Origin of the sequence: Paenibacillus sp. Root444D2, from assembly GCF_001426375.1 — a bacterium.
Classification (GTDB): domain Bacteria; phylum Bacillota; class Bacilli; order Paenibacillales; family NBRC-103111; genus Paenibacillus_E.
Genome location: NZ_LMEO01000012.1, coordinates 151,900 through 173,904 on the forward strand (window position 1 = coordinate 151,900; position 22,005 = coordinate 173,904).

General features: G+C 42.6%; 19 protein-coding genes. 2 read left to right on the forward strand and 17 right to left on the reverse strand.

The window, feature by feature from the left end:
- From ASD40_RS09440 to ASD40_RS09515, 16 genes are all read right to left on the reverse strand, one after another.
- The gene (locus tag ASD40_RS09440; RefSeq protein WP_057303054.1) at positions 1 to 1,929 is read right to left on the reverse strand and encodes a stage V sporulation protein D; all 1,929 of its coding nucleotides are present in this window, start codon (positions 1,927 to 1,929) and stop codon (positions 1 to 3) included.
- Positions 1,930 to 2,014: 85 nt separating this feature from the next.
- The gene (locus ASD40_RS09445) at positions 2,015 to 4,297 is read right to left on the reverse strand and encodes a penicillin-binding transpeptidase domain-containing protein (RefSeq protein WP_063870747.1); all 2,283 of its coding nucleotides are present in this window, start codon (positions 4,295 to 4,297) and stop codon (positions 2,015 to 2,017) included.
- A gap of 16 nt (positions 4,298 to 4,313) precedes the next feature.
- On the reverse strand, positions 4,314 to 4,748 hold the full coding sequence (locus ASD40_RS09450) for a septum formation initiator family protein (RefSeq protein ID WP_063870748.1): 435 nt from the start codon (positions 4,746 to 4,748) through the stop codon (positions 4,314 to 4,316).
- 20 nt (positions 4,749 to 4,768) lie between these two features.
- The gene (gene rsmH, locus ASD40_RS09455; protein ID WP_057303055.1) at positions 4,769 to 5,719 is read right to left on the reverse strand and encodes a 16S rRNA (cytosine(1402)-N(4))-methyltransferase RsmH; all 951 of its coding nucleotides are present in this window, start codon (positions 5,717 to 5,719) and stop codon (positions 4,769 to 4,771) included.
- A 50-nt stretch (positions 5,720 to 5,769) separates the two neighbouring features.
- Positions 5,770 to 6,207, reverse strand: coding sequence for a division/cell wall cluster transcriptional repressor MraZ (mraZ, locus tag ASD40_RS09460; protein WP_029196525.1), 438 nt, complete (start codon positions 6,205 to 6,207; stop codon positions 5,770 to 5,772).
- Positions 6,208 to 6,331: 124 nt separating this feature from the next.
- Positions 6,332 to 7,507 (reverse strand): DUF4349 domain-containing protein, encoded by a 1,176-nt coding sequence (locus ASD40_RS09465; protein WP_057303056.1) that lies wholly within the window; start codon positions 7,505 to 7,507, stop codon positions 6,332 to 6,334.
- A 226-nt stretch (positions 7,508 to 7,733) separates the two neighbouring features.
- Entirely contained in the window at positions 7,734 to 8,996 is a 1,263-nt protein-coding gene (locus tag ASD40_RS09470; RefSeq protein WP_057303057.1) for an adenosylhomocysteinase, read from the reverse strand.
- A gap of 12 nt (positions 8,997 to 9,008) precedes the next feature.
- Positions 9,009 to 10,643, reverse strand: coding sequence for a bacillithiol biosynthesis cysteine-adding enzyme BshC (bshC, locus tag ASD40_RS09475; RefSeq protein WP_057303058.1), 1,635 nt, complete (start codon positions 10,641 to 10,643; stop codon positions 9,009 to 9,011).
- Positions 10,644 to 10,787: 144 nt separating this feature from the next.
- On the reverse strand, positions 10,788 to 11,750 hold the full coding sequence (locus ASD40_RS09480; protein ID WP_057303059.1) for an ABC transporter ATP-binding protein: 963 nt from the start codon (positions 11,748 to 11,750) through the stop codon (positions 10,788 to 10,790).
- A complete protein-coding gene (locus ASD40_RS09485) occupies positions 11,743 to 12,780 on the reverse strand; it encodes an ABC transporter ATP-binding protein (RefSeq protein WP_057303060.1) in 1,038 nt (345 codons plus the stop codon). The genes ASD40_RS09480 and ASD40_RS09485 overlap by 8 nt, the downstream gene beginning before the upstream one ends.
- 13 nt (positions 12,781 to 12,793) lie before the next feature.
- Positions 12,794 to 13,726: an ABC transporter permease gene (locus ASD40_RS09490; protein ID WP_057303061.1), complete on the reverse strand. Its 933-nt coding sequence runs from the start codon at positions 13,724 to 13,726 to the stop codon at positions 12,794 to 12,796.
- A 3-nt stretch (positions 13,727 to 13,729) separates the two neighbouring features.
- Positions 13,730 to 14,662, reverse strand: a complete 933-nt coding sequence (locus ASD40_RS09495) for an ABC transporter permease (RefSeq protein WP_057303062.1) — start codon at positions 14,660 to 14,662, stop codon at positions 13,730 to 13,732.
- 108 nt (positions 14,663 to 14,770) lie between these two features.
- A complete protein-coding gene (locus ASD40_RS09500; RefSeq protein ID WP_057303063.1) occupies positions 14,771 to 16,453 on the reverse strand; it encodes a peptide ABC transporter substrate-binding protein in 1,683 nt (560 codons plus the stop codon).
- 415 nt (positions 16,454 to 16,868) lie between these two features.
- Entirely contained in the window at positions 16,869 to 17,270 is a 402-nt protein-coding gene (locus tag ASD40_RS09505; protein ID WP_057303064.1) for a DUF3397 domain-containing protein, read from the reverse strand.
- 15 nt (positions 17,271 to 17,285) lie between these two features.
- On the reverse strand, positions 17,286 to 18,233 hold the full coding sequence (locus ASD40_RS09510; RefSeq protein ID WP_057303065.1) for a ketopantoate reductase family protein: 948 nt from the start codon (positions 18,231 to 18,233) through the stop codon (positions 17,286 to 17,288).
- Between the two features lie 104 nt (positions 18,234 to 18,337).
- The gene (locus ASD40_RS09515; RefSeq protein WP_047672335.1) at positions 18,338 to 18,991 is read right to left on the reverse strand and encodes an RsfA family transcriptional regulator; all 654 of its coding nucleotides are present in this window, start codon (positions 18,989 to 18,991) and stop codon (positions 18,338 to 18,340) included.
- Positions 18,992 to 19,452: 461 nt separating this feature from the next.
- On the opposite strand from ASD40_RS09515, the gene ASD40_RS09520 reads away from it, so the two are divergent.
- Positions 19,453 to 19,683 carry a DUF2626 domain-containing protein gene (locus ASD40_RS09520; RefSeq protein ID WP_029196536.1) on the forward strand — a complete coding sequence of 77 codons (231 nt, stop codon included), beginning with the start codon at positions 19,453 to 19,455 and terminating at the stop codon, positions 19,681 to 19,683.
- Positions 19,684 to 19,728: 45 nt separating this feature from the next.
- On the opposite strand, the gene ASD40_RS09525 is transcribed toward ASD40_RS09520, so the two are convergent.
- Entirely contained in the window at positions 19,729 to 20,880 is a 1,152-nt protein-coding gene (locus ASD40_RS09525) for a class I SAM-dependent methyltransferase (protein ID WP_057303066.1), read from the reverse strand.
- Positions 20,881 to 20,969: 89 nt separating this feature from the next.
- Here ASD40_RS09525 and ASD40_RS09530 point away from each other — a divergent pair, with 89 nt between their 5' ends.
- Positions 20,970 to 21,935, forward strand: coding sequence for a hypothetical protein (locus ASD40_RS09530; protein ID WP_156389950.1), 966 nt, complete (start codon positions 20,970 to 20,972; stop codon positions 21,933 to 21,935).
- The last annotated feature ends 70 nt before the right edge of the window (positions 21,936 to 22,005 follow it).

Below are 22,005 nucleotides of genomic sequence, written 5' to 3' on the forward strand. Positions count from 1 at the left end.
TTACTGCGGCGGTGCATTATTCGAGAGAAAAATGCGTATTGTAGAGCCTTGATCTACACGTGAACCCGGTTTCGGCGCTTGACTGATTACATATTTGCCACTGCCCGACTTAGCCAGCCTAAAATTCATGTTCAGATCTTCTAATATATCATCAACGGAGGCTCCAACCAAGTCCGGCACCTCAACAACCGGTATTTCACCATAGCGATACTCTTTATCAAGCTGGTTTTTATCCGGTTCGACTTTCATATACCGCAAAGCATCAGCCATCATATTCTTCACAAGCGGAGCTGCTATCAGACCTCCGAATTGAATCCCTTGAGGATCATCCACAGCTGCATAGATGACAATCTTCGGATTATCGGCTGGCGCGAAGCCAATGAAAGAAACAATATGCTCATCCGGCGAATAACGTCCGTTAATGACCTTCTGCGCTGTCCCCGTCTTCCCACCTACGCGATAGCCGTCGATAAACGCATTGCGCCCTGTGCCTTTGGCAACTACGCTTTCAAGCGCTTCGCGTACTTGCTTTGATGTGTCCTCCGAGATGACATTGCGCACAAGCTCGGGCTCTACAACATCAACAACCTCACCCGTATCCGGATTCGTAAACGATTTTGCTACATACGGCTTAAAAAGTCTTCCTCCGTTAATAGCCGCAGAGACAGCAGTAATTTGCTGGATCGGAGTGACCGACACCCCTTGACCGAATGCCGTCGTCGCAAGCTCAACAGGACCCACCTGAGACGGCTTAAACATAATCCCATTTTCTTCGCCGCCGAGGTCAATTCCCGTCTTTTTCCCAAAGCCAAACTTTGAAATGTAATCAAACAACTTTTCCTTGCCTAAACGCTGTCCCATAACGACGAATCCGGGGTTACAGGAGTTTTGGACGACTTGCAGCATCGTTTCACTGCCATGACCTCCGCGTTTCCAACAGCGGAGTCTAGCTCCTCCGACCTCAATAAATCCGGGATCGTAAAATTGTTCATTTTTTAAATCAACCTTTTTTTCCTCTAACGCTGCAGCTAGCGTAATTATTTTGAAAGTAGATCCCGGCTCATACGTTTTCCAAATCGGTAAGTTCCTGTTATAGGTTTCAGCCGGAAAATCCTTATAATTGCCTGGTTCATACGTAGGCCTGCTCCCCATAGCAAGGATTTCTCCATTATTAGGATCCATCATGATGGCAATAACATTTTGCGCCTTATACTGTACCATAGCCTGATCTAATTCTCTTTCAAGCACCGATTGCAAGTGACTGTCAATTGTCAGCTTCATATTGAGGCCGTCTTTTGGCTTCGTATAAGTATCCGTTGTCCCTTCCAACGTTCTTCCTGCTGCATCAGTCATATAAGATATGCTTCCGGCTATTCCCGTTAATTGGCTGTTATATTTTGCCTCAATGCCTGTCAACCCTTTATCTAATCCAGCAAAACCAAGAATATGGGCAGCTAACGAGCCAAAAGGATAATATCGTTTGTTATCTTCTGCTACTACAATACCAGGAAGATTTAGATTTCGTACTTCCTGCGCTTTTTCAATCGTTATTTTGCGTCCAGAAGGCTTGATATCGTTTTGGGATGTTTTCTTTGTAATCTGTTTATAAATGTCATCTTCGTTCCCTTGCAGCACTTCGGCAAGTTTGGCCGCAGTACTTCGAGCGTCTTGAATTTGAACAGGAATAGCGACTATCGTAGGTGTACTCATACTGTATGTCATTGTAATCCCATTGCGATCTTGAATTTCGCCTCGCTTGGGCGCAAAGTCTATTTTTCTCCGCCAACTATCCTCTGCTTTATTCGCTAAGTCTTGTCCAATCCATAGCTGGACATAAGCAAGACGGAGAATAAGTGCTGTAAAGATGACAGTGCCAATGATAAGCGCAGTAAACAATCTGCGACGAACGGTAACGTTAGAAACACGCATGAACGTTCAGTCTCCCTTCCCAATAAGTCAAGATCATTCCTAACATGACTATTCGGGACAAACAGGAGTTAGAACAAGCTCTCCATTAAGGCGTCTTTTTGGCCGTAGACCGCTGTGCTTCTGTTTTCGTATTCGACGTTGGTGTTGGCGTCGGTGTAGGTGTTGATGAACTTGCAGTTGAAGATTTATCACTTAGTGGTTTAAGCTGCAACGTCACACTTCTTCCCTCGCCTTCCCCCGTAGTGGCCTGATCCGAGACATATCCTTCACCGGAAGTTTGGCATTCTACTTTAAAGAAGGAGCAGGCTTCAACGGCATCTCGAAGTGATCTACCAACCAAGTTAGGCAGCGGCATTTCGTCAACAGTTTGCATCGCCACATATATTCGTTGTGTAGATAAGATTTCTGTACCTGCTTTCGGAAATTGATCAACAACCTTGGCTCCCTTACCGAAAACCTCAAGTGACAAACCGCTCTCTTTAGCTGTAGCCTTGGCGCTTTCTGCTGTCACATCTGTAAAATTAGGCACAGTTAGCTTATTCGCTTCTTTCGGCACCATTTTAGTTTGCTTATTCGAAGCTACGCCCATATATTGCAGCGATTCACCAACAATTTCTTTAAAAGCAGGAGCTAATACCTGCCCTCCTAAGTGATAGTTACCGCCAAGATCAGGTTGATCAGCGATTAACGTAACTAAGATACGAGGATTTTCAACAGGAGCGTACCCAATAAAAGATATAACCCACGAATCCGTGGAATAGGTCTTTTCACCGGGAAGGACTAAGTTAGCTGTCCCTGTCTTTCCTGCGACGCGGTAATCCTCCATAAAAGCAAGCTTACCTGTACCAATTTCTTGGTCAGATACAACTTGTTCTAAATATCCGCTTACTAGACTAGCTGTCTTTTCACTTACGACTTGCCTAACGACTTGTGGCGCAAAAGACTGAATGCTTTTCCCTGTTTTCGGATCGACAATATCCTTAACAATGTGCGGCCACATCAATTTACCACCGTTAGCCATCGCAGCATAAGCGGCTGTTTGTTGAATGGCTGTAACAACGACCTTTCCTTGTCCATACGTTGCTGTCGCAAACTCAGATGGATATTTCATATCGATTAAACCCGAAACTTCATTCGGCATATCAATATTCGTTTTTTGATCGAACCCAAATTTGTTAATGTATTCTTTCAACTTTGGAGAAGTTAGTTTCTCGTAACCCAATTTAACGAAGGCCACGTTACTAGAGCGCTTAAGGCCATCTAAGAAAGATATTTTCCCCCACCCAACGCGGTTATGGTCATGAAGCTCTCTGTCTTCAACCTTAATACTACCGGACTGGTACATCTCATTCGGATTAAATAGACCCTCTTCTACTGCAGCAGCTAAAGTTACTAGTTTAAACGTAGAGCCTGGTTCGTAGCGAGAGGCTACCGCATTGTTTTTGAAGTCACTTTGATCTTTAATCGTCCAATATGTATTGGGGTTAAAGGTAGGCGTATTGGCCATACCCAGAATTTCCATCGTTTGCGGATCAACTGCAATCGCCGTCAGGCTCTTCGGGTGCCACTTGTCATTTACTTTGGCGAGCGCGTTTTCCAAATAAAACTGAATATTTTTATCAATGGTGAGTCGCACATTGTTCCCGTCTTGCGCTGGCTTGAAATTGATCTTGGAATCAGGAAGTTCAACACCCTTTCCATCCTTCTCATAGCTTAACATCCCGGGAACCCCCTTAAGGGTTTGGTCTAATTTAAGTTCTAATCCTAGCGCAGCTTCGCCTTCTTTATTCGTATACCCTAGAATGTGAGAGGCTAGTGTTTCACCTGGATAATAGCGTTTCTTGTCTTCTAAAATATTAATTCCTACGTTAGCTTTTGCGTTTAACTTGAGTTTTGTTTGAAGCTCTGAAATTAACGCACGAACTTGATCTGCCTTCTCTTTCTCAATCTTCCAACCTTCATTTCTAATCTCTGTATAGACAGCAAAATCCGACCCATCCGGCTTCATTTTCGTTGCCCGCTCACGGATTTTATTGACAAGCGTAGGCTTCGTTACATCCGACTCTTTCAAAATTTCCGCTAATCCTTGCGTAACATTCTCAGCGATATGATAGCCATCAATCATTTTGGGATTAAGTGCAATGGTATACGACGTTGCTTCAACGGCTAGTACTTTGTTATTTCTGTCCAGGATACTTCCTCTAACAGGGGCTATCACCTTATCTGTTTCCCATTTCTTCTCGGCCTCCCCAAGCAACCATGAAGCTTCTACCACTTGAATCCAATAGACTTTAGAAATGAGGACAACAAAAAGAAGGGTGAAGAACCCTCCAATTAGCAAAGATCGCAGCTTAATTTTTTTTGTCATATGGAATACCTGCCCATTACGGTTTAGAAACTACTTTATTATTTTTGCTACTGCTTGTATTTGATTTTGTTTTCTCTGGAGTGACCAAACTTATTTTCTTTTCATCTCCTAAATTAAACCCAAGCCGTACAGCCTCACCCTTCATACGTTCAGGACTTTGCAGTTTCTCTACTTCTTGCTTCAAAGCACTGTTTTGAGCTTGCATTTCACGAATATCACTTTGCATTTTCAAAATATTAGCATTCATCTGATAAATAGCCGCGTAACGCCAGATAATAACACCCGCCACAATGACACAAAGGATTACTGTGAATAAATATAGCATTTTCTCTTGTGTCGGTAACGTTTTATTGCGATAAACAACCTTTGTTGTTTCTTTAATCTTCACTTTAGGTGCTGGAGCCGAACGTTTTGGATCGAGAGCCAAATTGCCTTGGATGTAAGATGGCATATTTTATTTCCTCCTTTGTGTCAAAGCTTTTCAGCGATTCGCAGCTTCGCGGATCTTGCTCTTTGATTGACTTCAAGCTCATGTTCACTTGGCACAATTGGTTTTCGTGTTACTAATTTTACAACTCCGGTCTTCTCGCAAACGCAATATGGAAGATCCGAAGGACAGGTGCATTTTTCAACGTTTTTCACAAAAAACTGTTTGCATATGCGATCTTCCAGTGAATGGAAGGTAATGACAGCAACTCTGCCTTGAGGGGCAAGACAACGGAGTGATTGCTCCAGTGCTTCTTCAAAAGCTCCTAACTCATCGTTCACCGCGATACGCAGCGCTTGGAAGCTTCGCTTCGCTGGATGACCGCCGGTCCTTCTCGCTGCAGCGGGAATACCTTCTTTGATCAGCTCGACCAGCTCACCTGTGGTTTCAATGGGCTGTTTGCTCCGAGCTTCTACAATAACGCCTGCGATCCGCCTGGAAAACTTCTCTTCGCCATATTCGAACAAAATTCGTGCGATTTGGTCAGCAGGCCACTCATTAACGATCGTTTTGGCAGTTAATGCCGTCGAACGATCCATCCTCATGTCAAGCTCTGCATCATGGTTGTAGCTGAAACCGCGATCCCCCTCATCAAGCTGAGGAGATGACACGCCAAGATCGAAGAGAATTCCATCCACCTGCGGCTTGCCATCACGAAGTGCTCTAGGCTCATTCAGGAGCACCTGCTCCAGCTCTCTGAAATTGCTTTTTACGATTTTTACGCGATCCAGGTAAGGCGCTAGCACAGTTTGAGCATTCGTTAGAGCGACTTCATCCTGATCTAAAGCAATCAGCAAGCCATTAGGACCTAACTTAGAAGCAATCAGGGAACTATGCCCTGCTCCGCCCATCGTACAATCCACGTAAACGCCATCCGGCTTTATATGTAAACCCTCAACAGATTCTTCCTTAAGTACCGTCACATGATGAAACACTTGGTGTCCTCCTAAGAGCTTTGCTTTAGCAAAGCTTTCTACGTAAACCTCTATAAATCAAAATTAAAATCGACGAGTTTCTCAGCTATTTCATTGAATGACTGTTCGGATTCATTGGCATAGCTTTCCCAAATTTGTTTACTCCAAATCTCAACTCGGTTGGAAACACCGATAACCACACAATCCTTTTCAAGTTTGGCATGGTCCACAAGGTTACCTGGAATGTTCGCTCTGCCTTGTTTATCGAGGTCACACTCCGTAGCACCGGAGAAGAAGAACCGGGTGAAGGCACGCGCATCTGATTTCATTAACGGCAGTGCTTTGAGCTTCTGCTCGAGTATCGCCCATTCCGATTGCGGATAAACGAATAAGCACTGATCCAGACCGCGGGTGATGACAAATGAGTCGCCGAGGGCTTCGCGAAACTTGGCCGGGATGATCATTCGGCCTTTCTCGTCGATGCTATGTTGATATTCACCCATGAACATAGCATGGCGCCCCCTTTTCCTCCACTTTGTACCACTTTCCACCACATTTGAATCAATATTCGCTAAAAATAAAAGAAATCCTGCTTTGAGAGCAGGATTTTCAAAATTATTTTCAATTTTAGGTCTATTCTGCGTCTTTTGTTCCTTGTTTCTCATCTTCAAGTGCGTTTAAAGAAGCATTTTGATCTTTGAGCTGTAATCGCATTTCTTGCAGTTGTTTATTTCTTTTGCGCCTGAATACCCAGATCGGTACACCAATCAACAGGCCAATAACGAGAATCGGGAATGCAGCTGCCAGGAAAACGAGAATACCTTGCATGACAGCAACTAGTACATTTAGGCTAGAATTCCATGCTTTTTGAATGCGTTCCTCTAATGTTAGCTTATTAGGATCAGATAACAGCGGCTTATTTCCCGTTTGCTGGTACATACGAAGCTCAATCGTCGAGAATGAGACATTTTGATCTAAATACCTTATTCGACCCTTTATCTGTTCAATCGCTTCTTGTACCTTGGAGAGCTCGTTTGAGAAAGCAAGCAGCTCATCCGTTTTTGAAGCCTTCTCCATAAAGCCCAATAATCTTGTTTCAACCATTTGTTTTGCTTTGAGGCGTGAATTAAGATCCACATACTCCTCTGTGACGTCCTGCCCCTGTACATTCCTTTGCAGCGATGGACTCATCTTCTCAAGGCCATCTAGCAAGGAGACAAACCCATTTGCTGCGACTTTGATCGTATATGTCCCGCCTCGTTCCCCCGTATTCGCATTTTCCGAAAACTGCAGAATGTAAGCCCCACTTAGCGCTACCAGGTCGCGGAGGGCCGTCTGAGCCTTGCTGTAGTCATCTACAGGCATGACCAAGTTAGCTCGGTAGATTAACTTACGATTAAATCCCGCTGCTTCATCGCTTCCGGTTGCTGGCATGACCGTGATCGGTGCATTTTTTACGTCAGAAGGCGCTTGCTCAGCGGCTCCGTCTTTTGACTTGGTCAAGGCATCTGCGTTGCTTGTTTTTCCTCCAGCAGCTGCAGCAGCGGGAGCCGCTGATTTAGCGTCAACTGACAGTGCCGAATCAGACTTTACAGCGTCGTTCGTCGCAGCCATTTTCATTTCTTTTGATGATGCTGCCGAGGAGTCACTTTTTGAAGAACTGCAGCCTGATAGCAGACTAATCAATAGTATACATGTTGCTAGCAGGAAAGAAATTTTCTCCCGATCAAATCTATACCTCTTTGTTTTGTTAGCCGAAATGCTGCTCTGCACGAACCTACAATTCCCTTCGCTTTTTAAGACCCCCATCTTGTCATCCCCTCGCTACCAAATATAGGTTATACACCCTATAAACGGGGGTTATGTTGGAAAGGTTGCAAGTCACCGAGTCACTTCAGCAAATAATTGCTGATAAAATAACCTTAGCCAATCCGTTGTTGCCCTTACACAAAAAAAAGAAAACCTCTCAGCCCACTCCAAAGTGGTCTGAAAGGTTCTCCAGAGCTTTTGAAAGCTCTCCAAAGCTCCCTAGATCTTAATGCTCCGCCCAGCTGTCCAGGTACATCTTCTGCTCTTCTGTCAACGAGTCAATGCTAGTTCCAAGGGATTCCAACTTGAAGCGAGCAACTTGCTCATCCAGCACATAAGGTACATTAACAACCGTTTTGCCTAATTTCTTGTACTCATCATTTACATATTTAAGTGACATAGCTTGCAGCGCAAATGTCATATCCATAATTTCAGCCGGATGACCGTCGCCTGCAGCTAAGTTAACCAAACGTCCCTCAGCAAGAATGTATACTTTACGACCGTCCGTCAGTTGGTATTCTTCAATATTACGTCTTACTGTACGCTTGGAAGAAGACATTGCTTCAAGTTCCGGTTTGTTTACTTCAACGTCAAAGTGACCTGCATTCGATAGAATCGCGCCATCTTTCATTACTTTGTAGTGCTCTCCACGAATCACATCACGATTACCCGTAACCGTTACGAAGAAATCTCCCAGTTTCGCCGCTTCCAACATTGGCATTACAGCAAAGCCATCCATGTAGGCCTCGACACCTTTAATTGCATCAATTTCGGTTACAATGACATTCGCACCCAAACCTTTTGCACGCATGGCCACACCTTTACCACACCAGCCATAACCGACAACAACAACAGTTTTACCAGCTACAACCAAATTAGTTGTACGGTTGATGCCATCCCAAACGGATTGACCTGTTCCATAACGATTATCGAACAAGTATTTACAGAAGGCATCGTTAACCGCGACCATCGGGAATTCAAGCTTTCCTTCTTTCTCCATCGCTTTCAGACGAAGAATACCTGTTGTTGTTTCTTCAGCTCCGCCGCGAACTTGTACAGCCAAATCTTTACGTTCGGAATGCAGAATAGAAACCAAATCGCCGCCATCATCAATGATCAGGTCAGGCTTCGTTTCGAGCGCTTTAATTAGCAGCTCTTTGTATTCTTCCGGACTCGGATTGTACTTCGCAAAAACGGTAATACCGTCCTCAACAAGCGCTGCACAAACGTCATCTTGTGTTGATAGCGGATTGCTTCCCGTAATCGTTACTTCAGCTCCACCAGCTTTTACTACTTTTGCTAAATAGGCTGTTTTCGCTTCTAAATGTAAGGAAATAGCGACTTTCAATCCTTTAAAAGGCTGTTCCTTCTCAAATTGCTCACGAATACGATTCAAAACAGGCATGTGCGCCTGGACCCAATCAATTTTCAAATGACCTTCAGGTGCTAATGCTATATCTGCCACAATACTTTTTTCTACAGTCGACATGTTAGTCTCCTCCTATAAATAATAAATTCGATGCAAACCATCCACAGGAATTGGTGTCTCAAGTAAATCTCGGAGCCATTCATTCCCATACCGATTCATATAAGCACACCCATTATACACTCTTTCTTGCGGCTTGGCGAACGGTACTATCGTTAGTCTTATGCGTTCTAATTGTCGTAACGCTGCATCGAATTGCGCCTTATATGCTTCTCCTGCTTTATTACGCAAATATTCGATTTGCTCCAGGATTTTCTCCAGATTCGTTTCTCCCAGCTTTTTAACCCCGGGATTGATCGCGGCTAGAGAATTCACAAGCGGCGCGTAGTTCACACTGAAATCCGATTTTACGGCATCGAAGCGCTCATTCAATTGCAATGTATCTTGCGCATCCAGCCATTCTTGCTTCTTGTGCTCAAAGCGCTCAAGCACGTCTTCAAATGTAAAACCATATTTGTTCATTTGCTTCTGAACCGTACCCTCGATCAAAGTAAACTCCATTCGCGGTGCTATGATCGGCATTTTCATGCCAAACTGTTCAAAAGCATGCTTCGTCAGCGACCAGTAAGCAATCTCACCCGGTCCTAAAACAGTAGCCAGAACAGGGAATAAAAATTCCTGCATCAGAGGCCGCGACATCACGTTGTTGCTCAAATTCTCAGGCATTGTTAATGCTAAATCTTGAAGCTGCTGTCTAGTATAGCAATTGTCCTGCTTCTTATCTGTAAATCGTTCACCTTCACGATGCAACAGCAGTCGCTGTCCATCTGCAAATACAAACAAATTAGCTCCGTCTTTGCTTATTTCAGCTTGACTCTCATATCCTGCTTGCCAGGCAGCATCCTGACTCTTCTGTAACGATCCAGAGAATGCTTCATTCTCAAGGATCAACTTCTCAAACATGGGCGCTTCCAAAGCTCGTAGGGAAGGTTCATCGGAATCAATGAGGACAAGCCCGTATTCGCCAAAGAGGATAGCCATCCAGCGAGCAAAAGCTTCAGATAATGTCGCCCCATCCTCTGTTATTCCCTCCAGCTTAGCAATTAGAGAAGCTTTAAACTCTGTATCCATTAGAGATTGATCTAACGCCGTCAAGGCCTCTTTCCATGCTTCAGGTTCAATAGGCAGCCTACTAACGGATGTGCGGCGCCCTGTCGGATGATCAACCTTGATTTTCTCAATATGCTGAGCATTCGATAGCGTATACGTATGGTTCACTTCATCGAAATCATGATCCTCACCAGCAATCCAAAAGATCGGCACAACTGGGCGTTGTAATTTCCCGCTCCATTCACGCGCCAATTGAACAATGGTTATGGCTTTGTACAAAACAAGCAGCGAACCGCCGAACAATCCGGCTTGCTGGCCACCCACAATGGCAAGTGCATTCTTATCAGCCAATGCTGAGATTTGGTCAAATGCAGCCCGTGCATTTCCTATTCTCTTATTATATTGCTGTAAAACTTGAACTAAGCGCCCTCGATCAACTTGGAGTGAGGTCTTTGGTTCATCTAACCATTGCACTCGGGACTGCCAGTCTTCCAAGTTTCCAAAGTGGTAAGGATACAAAGCTTTAGCTTTATCCGTTTGAGCTATGTAATCTTCCGCTAACTTCTGATTTTTCTTCCAATGAAAAGTTTCCATTTGCATACGCGACTAGTGTCTCCTCTTCATACCAAATAAAACGACTATTCTTTGATTGTACACGTAAGGTCAGCAATCGTCAAAACTGTATTTTTAATAATTACAATTGGACGTTAAAAAGCCGCCCCCTGCGGGGGCGGCTGGACAATTTTAATACAAATGACAAGCTACGAAGTGATTTGGTTCCACTTCTTTGGATGGCGGCATCGATTCCGCACACTGCGGCATTGCTTGCGGACAGCGTGTACGGAACGGACATCCGCTAGGCGGATTAAGCGGACTTGGTACATCACCTTGTAGAATAATGCGCTCACGTGTACGCTCAATTTCCGGATCTGGGATCGGAATCGCAGAAAGCAGCGATTGTGTGTAAGGATGAAGCGGCTTCGCGTAAAGTGCGTCTGACGTGGTCACCTCAACGAGGTTACCAAGGTACATAACGCCGATACGATCGGAAATATGCTTAACCATCGCCAAATCATGCGCGATAAACAAGTAAGTCAAGCCCATTTCCTTCTGCAATCTCTTGAACAGGTTGACAACTTGAGCCTGTACGGAAACGTCTAATGCAGAGATCGGTTCATCCGCAATAATAAATTTCGGCTCAATCGCAAGTGCACGGGCAATCCCGATACGTTGACGCTGACCGCCGGAAAACTCATGCGGGAAACGATTGGCATGCTCATCGTTCAAACCAACGGCACGAAGCAATTCCATCACGCGCTCTTTACGTTTAGCGCCTTTGTACAAACCATGAATATCAATACCTTCAGCAATGATATTTCCAACCGTCATACGAGGGTTCAAGGAAGCGTAAGGATCTTGGAATACCATTTGCATATTCCGATTAAAATCTTTCAGCTTCTTGCCCTTCAACTTATGAACATCTTCACCGTCGAAAATAACTTCGCCTTCTGTTGCATCATAAAGCTTGATAATCGTTCTACCCGCGGTCGATTTCCCGCATCCGGATTCCCCTACGAGACCAAATGTTTCACCGCGGTTAATTTCTATGGAGAAATTGTCAACAGCTTTCAATATTTTACCGTTGCCAAGATTAAAATGCTTCTTCATGTTACGAATTTGTAAAATAGGTTGATTAGATTTAGACATGTTGATGACCTCCCACTCCTACAGGACGTTCAACCTTCGGTGCATCTGGGTGCAACAGCCAGCAAGCGGCACTGTGTGTCTCAGAAATCGAAGTATGCTCTGGATCTTCTTCCAAACAATGATTCATAGCATATGGACATCTAGCTGCAAATGCACAACCTTTTGGAGGTGCGAATAGATCTGGAGGCGTACCCGGAATCGGCACAAGCTCTTCATTGCTATTCGTATCCAATCGCGGCACTGAACGAAGCAAGCCCCATGTATATGGATGCTGCGGCTCGTAGAAAATTTCATCTACTGTGCCTTGTTCAATAATTTTCCCAGCGTACATAACGACAACACGTTGAGCCATATCAGCTACAACACCAAGGTCATGTGTAATTAAGATAATAGATGAGTCCGTTTTAACAGAGATCGTCTTCATCAAATCAATGATTTGCGCTTGGATCGTCACATCAAGAGCCGTTGTTGGCTCATCCGCGATAAGCAGTTTAGGCGAACAAGCAAGTGCGATAGCAATCATAACACGCTGACGCATACCACCGGAGAGCTCATGCGGATATTGATGAATACGGCCCTCTGGAGAGTTAATGCCTACAAGCTTAAGAATTTCAATCGCTTTCTCTGTTGCAGCCTTTTTGCTCAAACCTTCATGTTTGATCAAACCTTCAGTAATTTGATCGCCGACTTTCATCGTCGGATTCAATGAAGTCATCGGATCCTGGAAAATCATACCCATTTCAGATCCACGAATTTTCTCCATTTGTCTGTTGGAAAGCTTGGTAATATCCAATTTCCCGTCAAACATGATAGAACCGCTTTTTATATAACTAGGCGGAGTAGGAATTAAACGCATGAGCGTTTGTGCCGTAACGGATTTACCGCAACCGGATTCACCTACAATCGCCAACACTTCACCTTTTTTCAAAGAAAAAGATACGCCGCGAACAGCTTGAACTTCTCCTGCATACGTCCGGAAAGAAACTCTCAAATCTTTTACTTCAAGTAAATTGTTATTGGTGCTCATCATTATTCACCCCTTCTTACTTGCGCATTTTTGGATCAAGCGCATCACGAAGCCCATCGCCGAGTAAATTGAAGCTTAAAAGAATCAAGCTGAAAATAATAGTCGGGAAAATAAGGCGATGCGGATATAACCGGATATAGTTGGCGCCGTCAGATAGCAAGTTACCCAGCGATGCGAGCGGCGGCTTAACACCAAGACCAATGAAGCTAAGGAACGCTTCCGTAAAGATAGCAGCTGGAACAACAAACGTAATTTGCACGATGATGATACCTAACGCATTAGGAATCAAGCTGCGCATAATAATTCTCATTGGTGATGCACCAAGTGTACGAGAGGCAAGCACGAACTCTTGCTCTTTCAACGTTAGCATTTGACCACGCACCAAACGCGCCATTGGAACCCAACCTGTTATGGCCATAGCCAAAATAATAGATGGAATACCAGAACCGATAACCATAATGAGTAGAATGGCGATTAGCAAGAAAGGAATCGCATATACGATTTCAATCGTACGCTGCATCACTTCATCAACTTTCCCGCCATAGTAGGCAGAAATACCGCCATAAATAACACCAATAACCAAATCAATGATAGCTGCGATAATCCCAATGAATAATGAGATACGTGTCCCCCACCATACGCGAGTCCATAAATCGCGGCCGAAGTCGTCAGTACCAAACCAATGTTCTCCGCTTGGAGGCACATTTTTTACTTTTAAGTTTTGAGTCTGATAATCGTAGCTTGAAACAAAAGGAACAATAATCGCAAACACGATTAAAGCAACTAATATAATTAAGCCAGCCATAGCCAGTCTATTTTTCTTAAGTCGTCTCCAAGCGTCCTGCCAATAATTGAGCGATGGTCTAACAATTTTATCGCCAGTTAGAGATTTATTTGAAACGGGAGCAAACTTGTAGTTATTCTCTGTTGATTGATTTGGAGTTTGCATTGTTTATTTCCCGCCTTTCCCAAGACGAATTCTAGGGTCTACAAAGCCATACACTACGTCTGTAATAAAGATTACTAAGATAAGAATGCTTGAGTAGAAAATGGTTAATCCAGAAATCATCGTGTAATCATTGGAATAAACCGATGTTACAAAGTGTTTACCCAAACCTGGCACAGAGAAAATTTGTTCAACAACTAGCGTTCCTGTGATGACGTTTACAAATATTGGACCTATAATTGTGATAACTGGTAAAATGGCATTTCTTATCGTGTGCTTAACAACTACTGTGAAATTGGTTAAACCTTTGGATTTAGCTGTCTTAATGTAATCCTGATTTAGAACGTCCAACATGGACGTACGCATCAAACGTGCCAAGATGGCAATGGTTCCGAATGAAAGCGCAAGTGATGGTAAAATACGATAGCTTGGACCTTTCCATAATCCTGCAGGGAGAATACCCCATTTAACACCGATATAATAAGAAAGCAATGGACCAAGAACAAATGATGGGATAGATACACCCAGAATCGCAATAAACATGGCCGTGTAATCGCCTGCTTTATTATGCTTCAAGGAAGCAATAATCCCTAAAGCAAGACCTGCAATAATAGCAATAGCGATAGAGATTAACCCAAGTTCTAGTGAAGAAGGAAATGCTTGTTTGATAATATCAGTAACTTTGTGAGCAGGGAATTGATAGGAAGCTCCTAGATCGCCATGGATGATATTGTTCATGAATGTCAAGTACTGTTCCCATAATGGCTTATCTAAACCGTATTGCTTCATCAGCATCTCTTTCGTCGCTTTAGGAATCCGTTCAGAGCCTTCTCCAAGTGGATTACCTGGTAAGTTTTTCATCAATACGAATGTAAATGATGCAATTAGCCATAACGTAATAAGCGCATATAAGAAACGGCGAAGAATGAACTTAACCATATTGCTCCTCCTTTATTAAAATTAACTACTGCTTAGAAATTTAGAAGAGGCCGCTCCACGAGGTGCGAACGGCCCCTTCTTGTAACAACTTAACTATGAAGCTTTTGATTACTTAATACTAGTCCATTTCAGTTCCCATTCTTGACCAAATGATGGAAGAATCAAACCGTTAACTGAAGGTTTTTTCAAGTAAGCACGTGTACGGAAGTAAAGTGGTGCTACACCTTGATCATCCATCAGGATTTTCTCAGCATCAATCATTGCTTTCGCACGTTTGGAAGGATCGACTTCTGCTTGAGCTTGCTTAATTAGTGCGTCATATTGCGGGTTGCTGTAGTCGCCTTCATCAAACTCTCCGCCAGTTACCCACATATCTAAGAATGTCATTGGATCGTTGTAATCCGCGCCCCATAGGGAAAGAACGATTTCGAAGTCATGCTTCGAGGACAACTCGATACGCAATGCATGCGGAACTGGGTTCGCTTCTGCTTCGTATCCAAGGTTTTGTTTCCATTGTGCAAGGATGAACTCAAGTGATTTTTTCGCAGTTTCTGTATCATCCGCGTTCACTTTCATTTTAGGAAGAGCTGTTAAACCAGCTTCTTTCAAACCTTCAGCAAGCAATTGTTTTGCTTTAGCTGCATCGAACTTAGGTTGAGTTTCGCCAGCAGATTTACGGAAGTCGCCGCCTGCACCGTCAGAAGTACCGCCAGGCACTAGACCTGTAGATGCTACAGAACCGTTAGCAAGAACTGTATCAACATAAGCTTGACGATCGATCGCCATACCTAGAGCTTGACGAATTTTCTTGTTAGCCAAGGCAGGAACTTTTTTCGTTTGGTACATCAAGTAAGAGTTAGTCAACTCAGGTTTAGGCAAGTTATCTGGTTTACCTGCATAAAGTTTAAGTTGATCGCGGTTGATTTCAGCCAAATCAGCTGCATCTGTTTCATATAGGTTAAGTCCTGTATTTGTATCTTTTACGATATTGACAGTTGCTTTCGTAAGTTTAACGTTAGCAGCGTCCCAATATTTCTCGTTTTTAACAAGTTCAAGTGTTTGGCCATGATCCCATTTGCTCAAAATAAATGGACCTGCACCAATTACTTTATCAGCTTCTGCTCCATATTTATCGCCAGCTTTTGTAACGAAATCTTCTCTTTGTGGCAAGAAAGTTCCGAACGCAAGCATTTGTGTAAAGAAGGTAACTGGTTTCTCAAGTTTAATTTCAAGTTGTTTGTCGCTAATTGCTTTTACGCCAAGTGCATCTTGGGCTTTTTTAACATCTTCAGGTGTTTTCGCTTTTGTTACAGCTTCTCCACCTTTAATCCAAGCTACTACGAAGCTATATTGACCTTTTGTCGCTGGATCTAATGTACGTTTGAAAGAATAAACGAAATCTTGTGCTTTTACTGGTTGACCATCAGACCAGTTCGCATTGTCGCGAATGTCGATTGTGTAAGTTAGACCATCAGCAGAAATTTTAGGGAAATCTTTTGCAAGTCCAGGAGTTGCTTTGCCGTCTTTGTCAGTACGATAAAGACCTTCGTTAAATGCGCTAATGAATGTGAAAGCAGCATTAGCTGTTGCTTTGGAGCTATCCATAACAGGTGGCTCTGCAGTAAAGTTGATTTTAATTTCTTGCGGTTTGTTAGATGCCGCAGGAGCTGTTGTACCTTTAGTATCCCCAGTCGGAGAAGCAGATGGTTCCTCTTTTTTGGCACAACCAATTGCCACACTACCCATAAGCGTTAATGCTACTGCTGTAGAAACCCATTTCGTCGCTTTCATAAAACTCCTCCTTTAAAATATGTATCTAAACATCTATGGTTAGGTGTTTTGATAGTTTTATTCACATAAACCTTACACCTTAAACCCAAAAACAAATGAAACCGCTTCATACGTGTCAGTATATCTGACTCGAACCTCTGGTAAAAAAAATTACTAGACTCCACGCAAGGAATTATAACATATAACTATGCTTTGTCCAGAACTAATTTCATCTTCATCAACCTAAGATAAAATTTTAATTCACCTTTGTTAAAATAATATGAAGAAAAAGGTCCTATACGGTTTCTAATTATACAACCATCGGTCAATAAAATCTAGACGGATTTCATTGTTATTTTCTACAATTCTTAAATAAATATTACAAACATACACTAAAAATTGATTTATTCACATTATTTCCACAAAATCGTCTTGCTTAGGTCGAAAATATATAATTTTTCCCGATATGCAGGAAAAATAGCAGGATGTAAAGTGCTGATAGACCCAGAAAACTAAGCCTCCAAACTACCCTGCTGACCTTTAATAATTCGGTTTTTCCTTTCAAATGCGTCTGATAACCACCAATGATCCCAAAAGCGATGAGCAGCACGAGCGCAATTAGCCAGAAACCAAAATTCGTATGAAACAATTGATTCCACATCAATGAAACAGAGCCTAACAGAAATAACGTCGTCACGTCCATGGTAAGTCTCGTTGTCATCTTCTTATCTCTAAGAAAAACAAAGACTAGAAACCACAAAAGGATAAACGTAATAAACGGTGCCACTGCTAAGACTGCATATAACGTAGAAATCCAACTGGCTAACACATTCATCATCAAGAATTCACCTACTTATTCTAGGGCTTTCACTAATTGGAACACGGTTTGGTGAGTCGGAATCTCAAGATTTAATTCTTTTGCCATTTTTACTAGGCTTCCGTTAATATAATCGATCTCAGTTCGTCTGGACTGTTCAATATCCTGAAGCATAGATGAATGATTTAAGTTAGTGGCTTTACAGACACTTAGCAGCGTGTCCCATAGATCATCAGGCAGTAAAATCCCCTTGGCAGTCGCCACCATACGAGTTTCTTGGTAAAGGTTATTCATGAGGGAGAGCGTCCAGGGTGAAAGCAGCAGATCTCCGTTTTTCACACGTAAAATGGCCGTAAGCGGATTAATTACAGCATTTATCGTCAGCTTGCTCCAAATCCTTACATCCATGTTCTTCGACATCATTGTATGAAATCCTGCCTTCTCAAGCATCTCAACTAACAAAATATGTGTTGAATTTACAAAATGATCTGAATCTTCCGATGTTCCTATATAACTGATACCATGTCCGGTGTGAGTAACTGCTGTTAAGCCCTCTCGTCTAGCCCCTTCCGTCGTCACAGCGAGCAGCAAGCGATCCCGCCCAAGCTCTTCTCCTAACCTCTCTTCATGCCCTATTCCGTTCTGAAAACTAATTAAGTAGGTGTCTTTAGACATTTGGGACTTCAAATTGTTGATTAATTCTTGTGTAATCGCAGGCTGTTTGACCATGAGAAATATGTAGTCAAAATGATGTAAAGACAGTTTAACCGTTTCTGCCTCTTCTATATAATAACGAAAATCTATGTCCCCATTACGAGTAGTCTTAATTGCTTCTGCAGTTCCATCCAACTCGATCCCCATCTGATCTAGCTTATCTGCTTGTTCTATCGTTCTTGCAATGACTGTCATATGTTCACAAAAAGCAGACAACTTGGCAGCGAATAGCAGTCCTAAGGAGCCTGCACCAATAATCATAATGCGCATCTCATGTCCCCCTTTACATACAATTCCCATTATACAACAAAAAAGCCCCAGTCCAAGGGCTCTCCTTGTTCTGAAGCTTCTATATGTAAGGACGGGCGGCAAACTCAATCTACTCTTTCTAGGTTACCATTCGCATCCATCTTGAACCGCGGCTTCTCTTCTTCCTCTTCTTCAACGAGGAAGGCCATTTTCCTAGCACGATCCATAATTTGAATCAATGCTTTATAATCATCATTCACAACACGATAATCGGTCTCAACTTCATTAACTTGCTTATTCAACTTGTTGTTTTCTCTGCCCAATCTATCTAGTTCGTCCTCTTTGTCTTGCAGCTCTTTTTCCAAATTTTTAATATGACGATTCATATCTTGGTACGTGTTTCTCCATTGTCTTAGAAACCGGATCACAGCGTCAATCGATAATGTTTCTTCCGTGAATGTCTCTACTTTGCCTGTAGACAACTCAGGTCCATCCAGCAGTCCAATGGAAGAAGAACCGGAAATCGAAACGGCAGCATGCTTTTTGAGCTGCGTTCTTTTCTGACGTTGTGCTTTGGCAATCTGAATAGCCGCTTCATATTTTTTCCTTACAAAACTGTTCCAACGGAATCCACATGCTGCCGCTGTACGCCCAATGCGCTCTCCAACCTCTTCGAATGCAGATAATTGTGTGCTACCCTCTCGTATGTGACGCAGTGTCACTTCCGCTAAGATTAAGTCGTCTTCATCGCTCCAAGCATCTTGTCTAATTGCTGACATATGGTCGAACCTCCTAACATAATATAGGGATCTTTGGTCGGAGATCAAAGTCTCTCCTCTGTGGGATCTTTGGTCCATAGATCAAAGTCTCTCCTCTGTGGGATCTTTGGTCCGTAGATCAAAGTCTCCTCCGCGGGAACTTTGGTCAAAGATCAAAAACTCGCCTATTGGGGATGCATCATAATAAAGAATCAATTCGTAGAGAGCAGGGATAAATTGATTCGTGCCATTATTATTATTTCTATGCCCGTACTAGAGTTCATAGAATCTATTTGATACTAAATGGTATTGCCAAATTTTTTGTCACTCATACATGGGATCCCGATAAAAAGACATACTACTACTATCTGATGAAATGTTTTCAATTTCGTCACCGTTTGACGGTTTACACCGCTCATTTCAAACGGTATAATGTGTTGTAGTTAAAGTGCAACGTGGTATGAGAGGGGGATGTTACGAGAATGGATCGCATGTTTCGGGTTCTAGGTTTTTGGACACTTGTTATCGCACTAATGAGCTTAGCTGGCGATATGATACCTATGTCTCTGATTTTCTTTTTTCAAACTGCCGTATTCGTCATTCTAGGCTATATGCGCTTGTCAGAACGAACTTACATATTGTTGTTCTGGGGATATATGATTATTTCCTTCAGCGGATTTACGTATTGGTCATTTTTCAAAATGTCTGTCTAAACCCCACAACAATAACAACAAGCAAAAGGGTGAACCGACTGTTACTCAGCGGCTCACCTTTTTTTCATTGATAACTGCATGTTTGCTTGCAATGAACACTTTGAATAACTCACTCATTTGATCACTTAGCAGCAACTGCCTAATTGACCGATTCCGCTTAGACACTTCACTAAAAGGGTTCGGATCAAAGTGGTCTTGAAGTCTTTGCAATATCCCTTGCTCCACCAGAAACTCCCGTTGCGTCTGAAGTTTGCAGTAAGTAAAGCCACTCTGTTTTGCAACTAATTGACAAGAACTGAAATTAACATGTGATGTCATATCCTGCTCACCCTGGTGGATGAATGGATTATCTTGAGCTTGATGTTTGCGATAGCACATTAAAGTTCCATTATAACGGTGAGGAGCGAATAGTTCTTCTGCTGTATCGCCATAATCAATGATGATGCAGCTGCCGCTTTGGATCCGTTCAGCCACACGTGAGACCCAACTTTCAGCTTCAAGGTTTATCTCCCCTATTTGACCATCCAACCATTGAACTTTGGTGCGTTCTAGGAAGTCTAATATATGTCGGGAGCTGATAGTAAGCCAAATTTCTTGAAAAATCTGCTCCTCCTCTTGCCATTTCACATAGGACTCTTGGAAAAGCATATCTTTATAGCGTATTCGGTGGATCGGGAAAGCATCCAATAGCTCATTCGCAAGAACATAAACCTGATCTTTCGGCGTCTGAGCCAACCATTCTGTTTCACTTGAGAATTGAATAACTTGTGCGTGTTCTTCAAGCGCTGTTCGCTGCTGCTGACGGTGATATGTACTAGATTCAATGATTGTATAGGTTAATCGAGCATAAACGGCGGGATCAGTTCGCTTTATTTCGCCCATGATGTGAAGGGCCATTCGCCCGTTGCCTCCCCCCCATTCAACAATATGAACGGGTTCTATATGAGGACTTTCACTATTCAGCTGCTTACAAATAAATGATGCCACTATTTCCCCCATTACTGAACCAATAGAGGAACTTGTATAGAAATCTCCCTGTTTACCAATTTTCGGCCTCTCATTTCGATAATACCCATATGGTTCGCTGTATAGACAAATATCCATATAGTCTCTGAATGTGATGGCTTGCAATTCCGCTGACTGAATGGCCTCTTTTAAGGCTGTCACAACACTTGGGTGTCCGAGCTGATGATTCAATGAAGAACCCTCCAATTCTTTACTTAAAGACAAAACATAAGGAAACCATTATAATGAAGAAGGATTTATGGAAGGAGAGACAGAAAAGCATGTCAAAGAAGTGGATTACCTTAACAGCGGTATCGGCAATCAGCCTAATATCGTTAACAGCTTGTACAGACAACACGAAGATCAAAGAAGCACTCGAACAATCCCTAACTAAACAAAAAGAAATGAAATCTTACACCTTCGATGGGAGTACTACATTAGCCATAAGCGATGGATTGATGAAATCGTCCAACCCTTTAACTAACGGGCTGTTATCTTTGGTCAGAGAAAGCACAATCGATTGGAAAGGCATCAGCAATGTGGAGCCACTCCAGTTCCAAACGGACTTAAAAATAACGCCTAAGGGCTCTACATCCCCTTTTGAGATTCCAATTCTCATTAAAGATAGCAAATTGTATTTTAATATGCCAGCATTAAATAAAACACCTGACGAGTACTACGCAATTGATCTACAAAAAATGAGTCAGAACAGTACTAGTCCATTAACTGTAGACACTTTGAAAAATACTTCTCAATTATCAACCACTCTTGGTAATCTTATATTTAGCGGGATTGATCCAAAATGGTATAAAGAAGCCAAGGAACCAGTTAAGCTGAAAGACGGATCTTCAGCCAAATCCATCAGTGTTGAACTTACCACTAAAAATGAAAAAGAATTGAATACGCTGCTGCAAACAAAGCTTCCAGAGTTTATTGGGTCATTACAGAACAATGGATTACTTACAGCCGATAAAGCCGAGCAACTCAAAAAAAATCAAGCAAATGCTTTACAACTCAAGGCTCCGGGTAAAATGGTTGTTGCTATTGATGACACCGGCTTTATTCGTGACCAAACAATTGATGTAGGCTTCACCCTAACTGTTGATGGCAAAACGCAGGATAATCATATTCTTCTTCATCAAACCTACGACGCTATCAATCAAGCTGCTCCATTAACGAAAGAAATACCGAAAAACGCTAAAAGCTTCGATGAGATCCTTAAATTAATTACACCGGCAAAAAAATAGATGTAGAGCAAAATACTTACCTCTTCCCCAGAGGTAAGTATTTTTTTGTGCTTCATTTAATAGAAATATG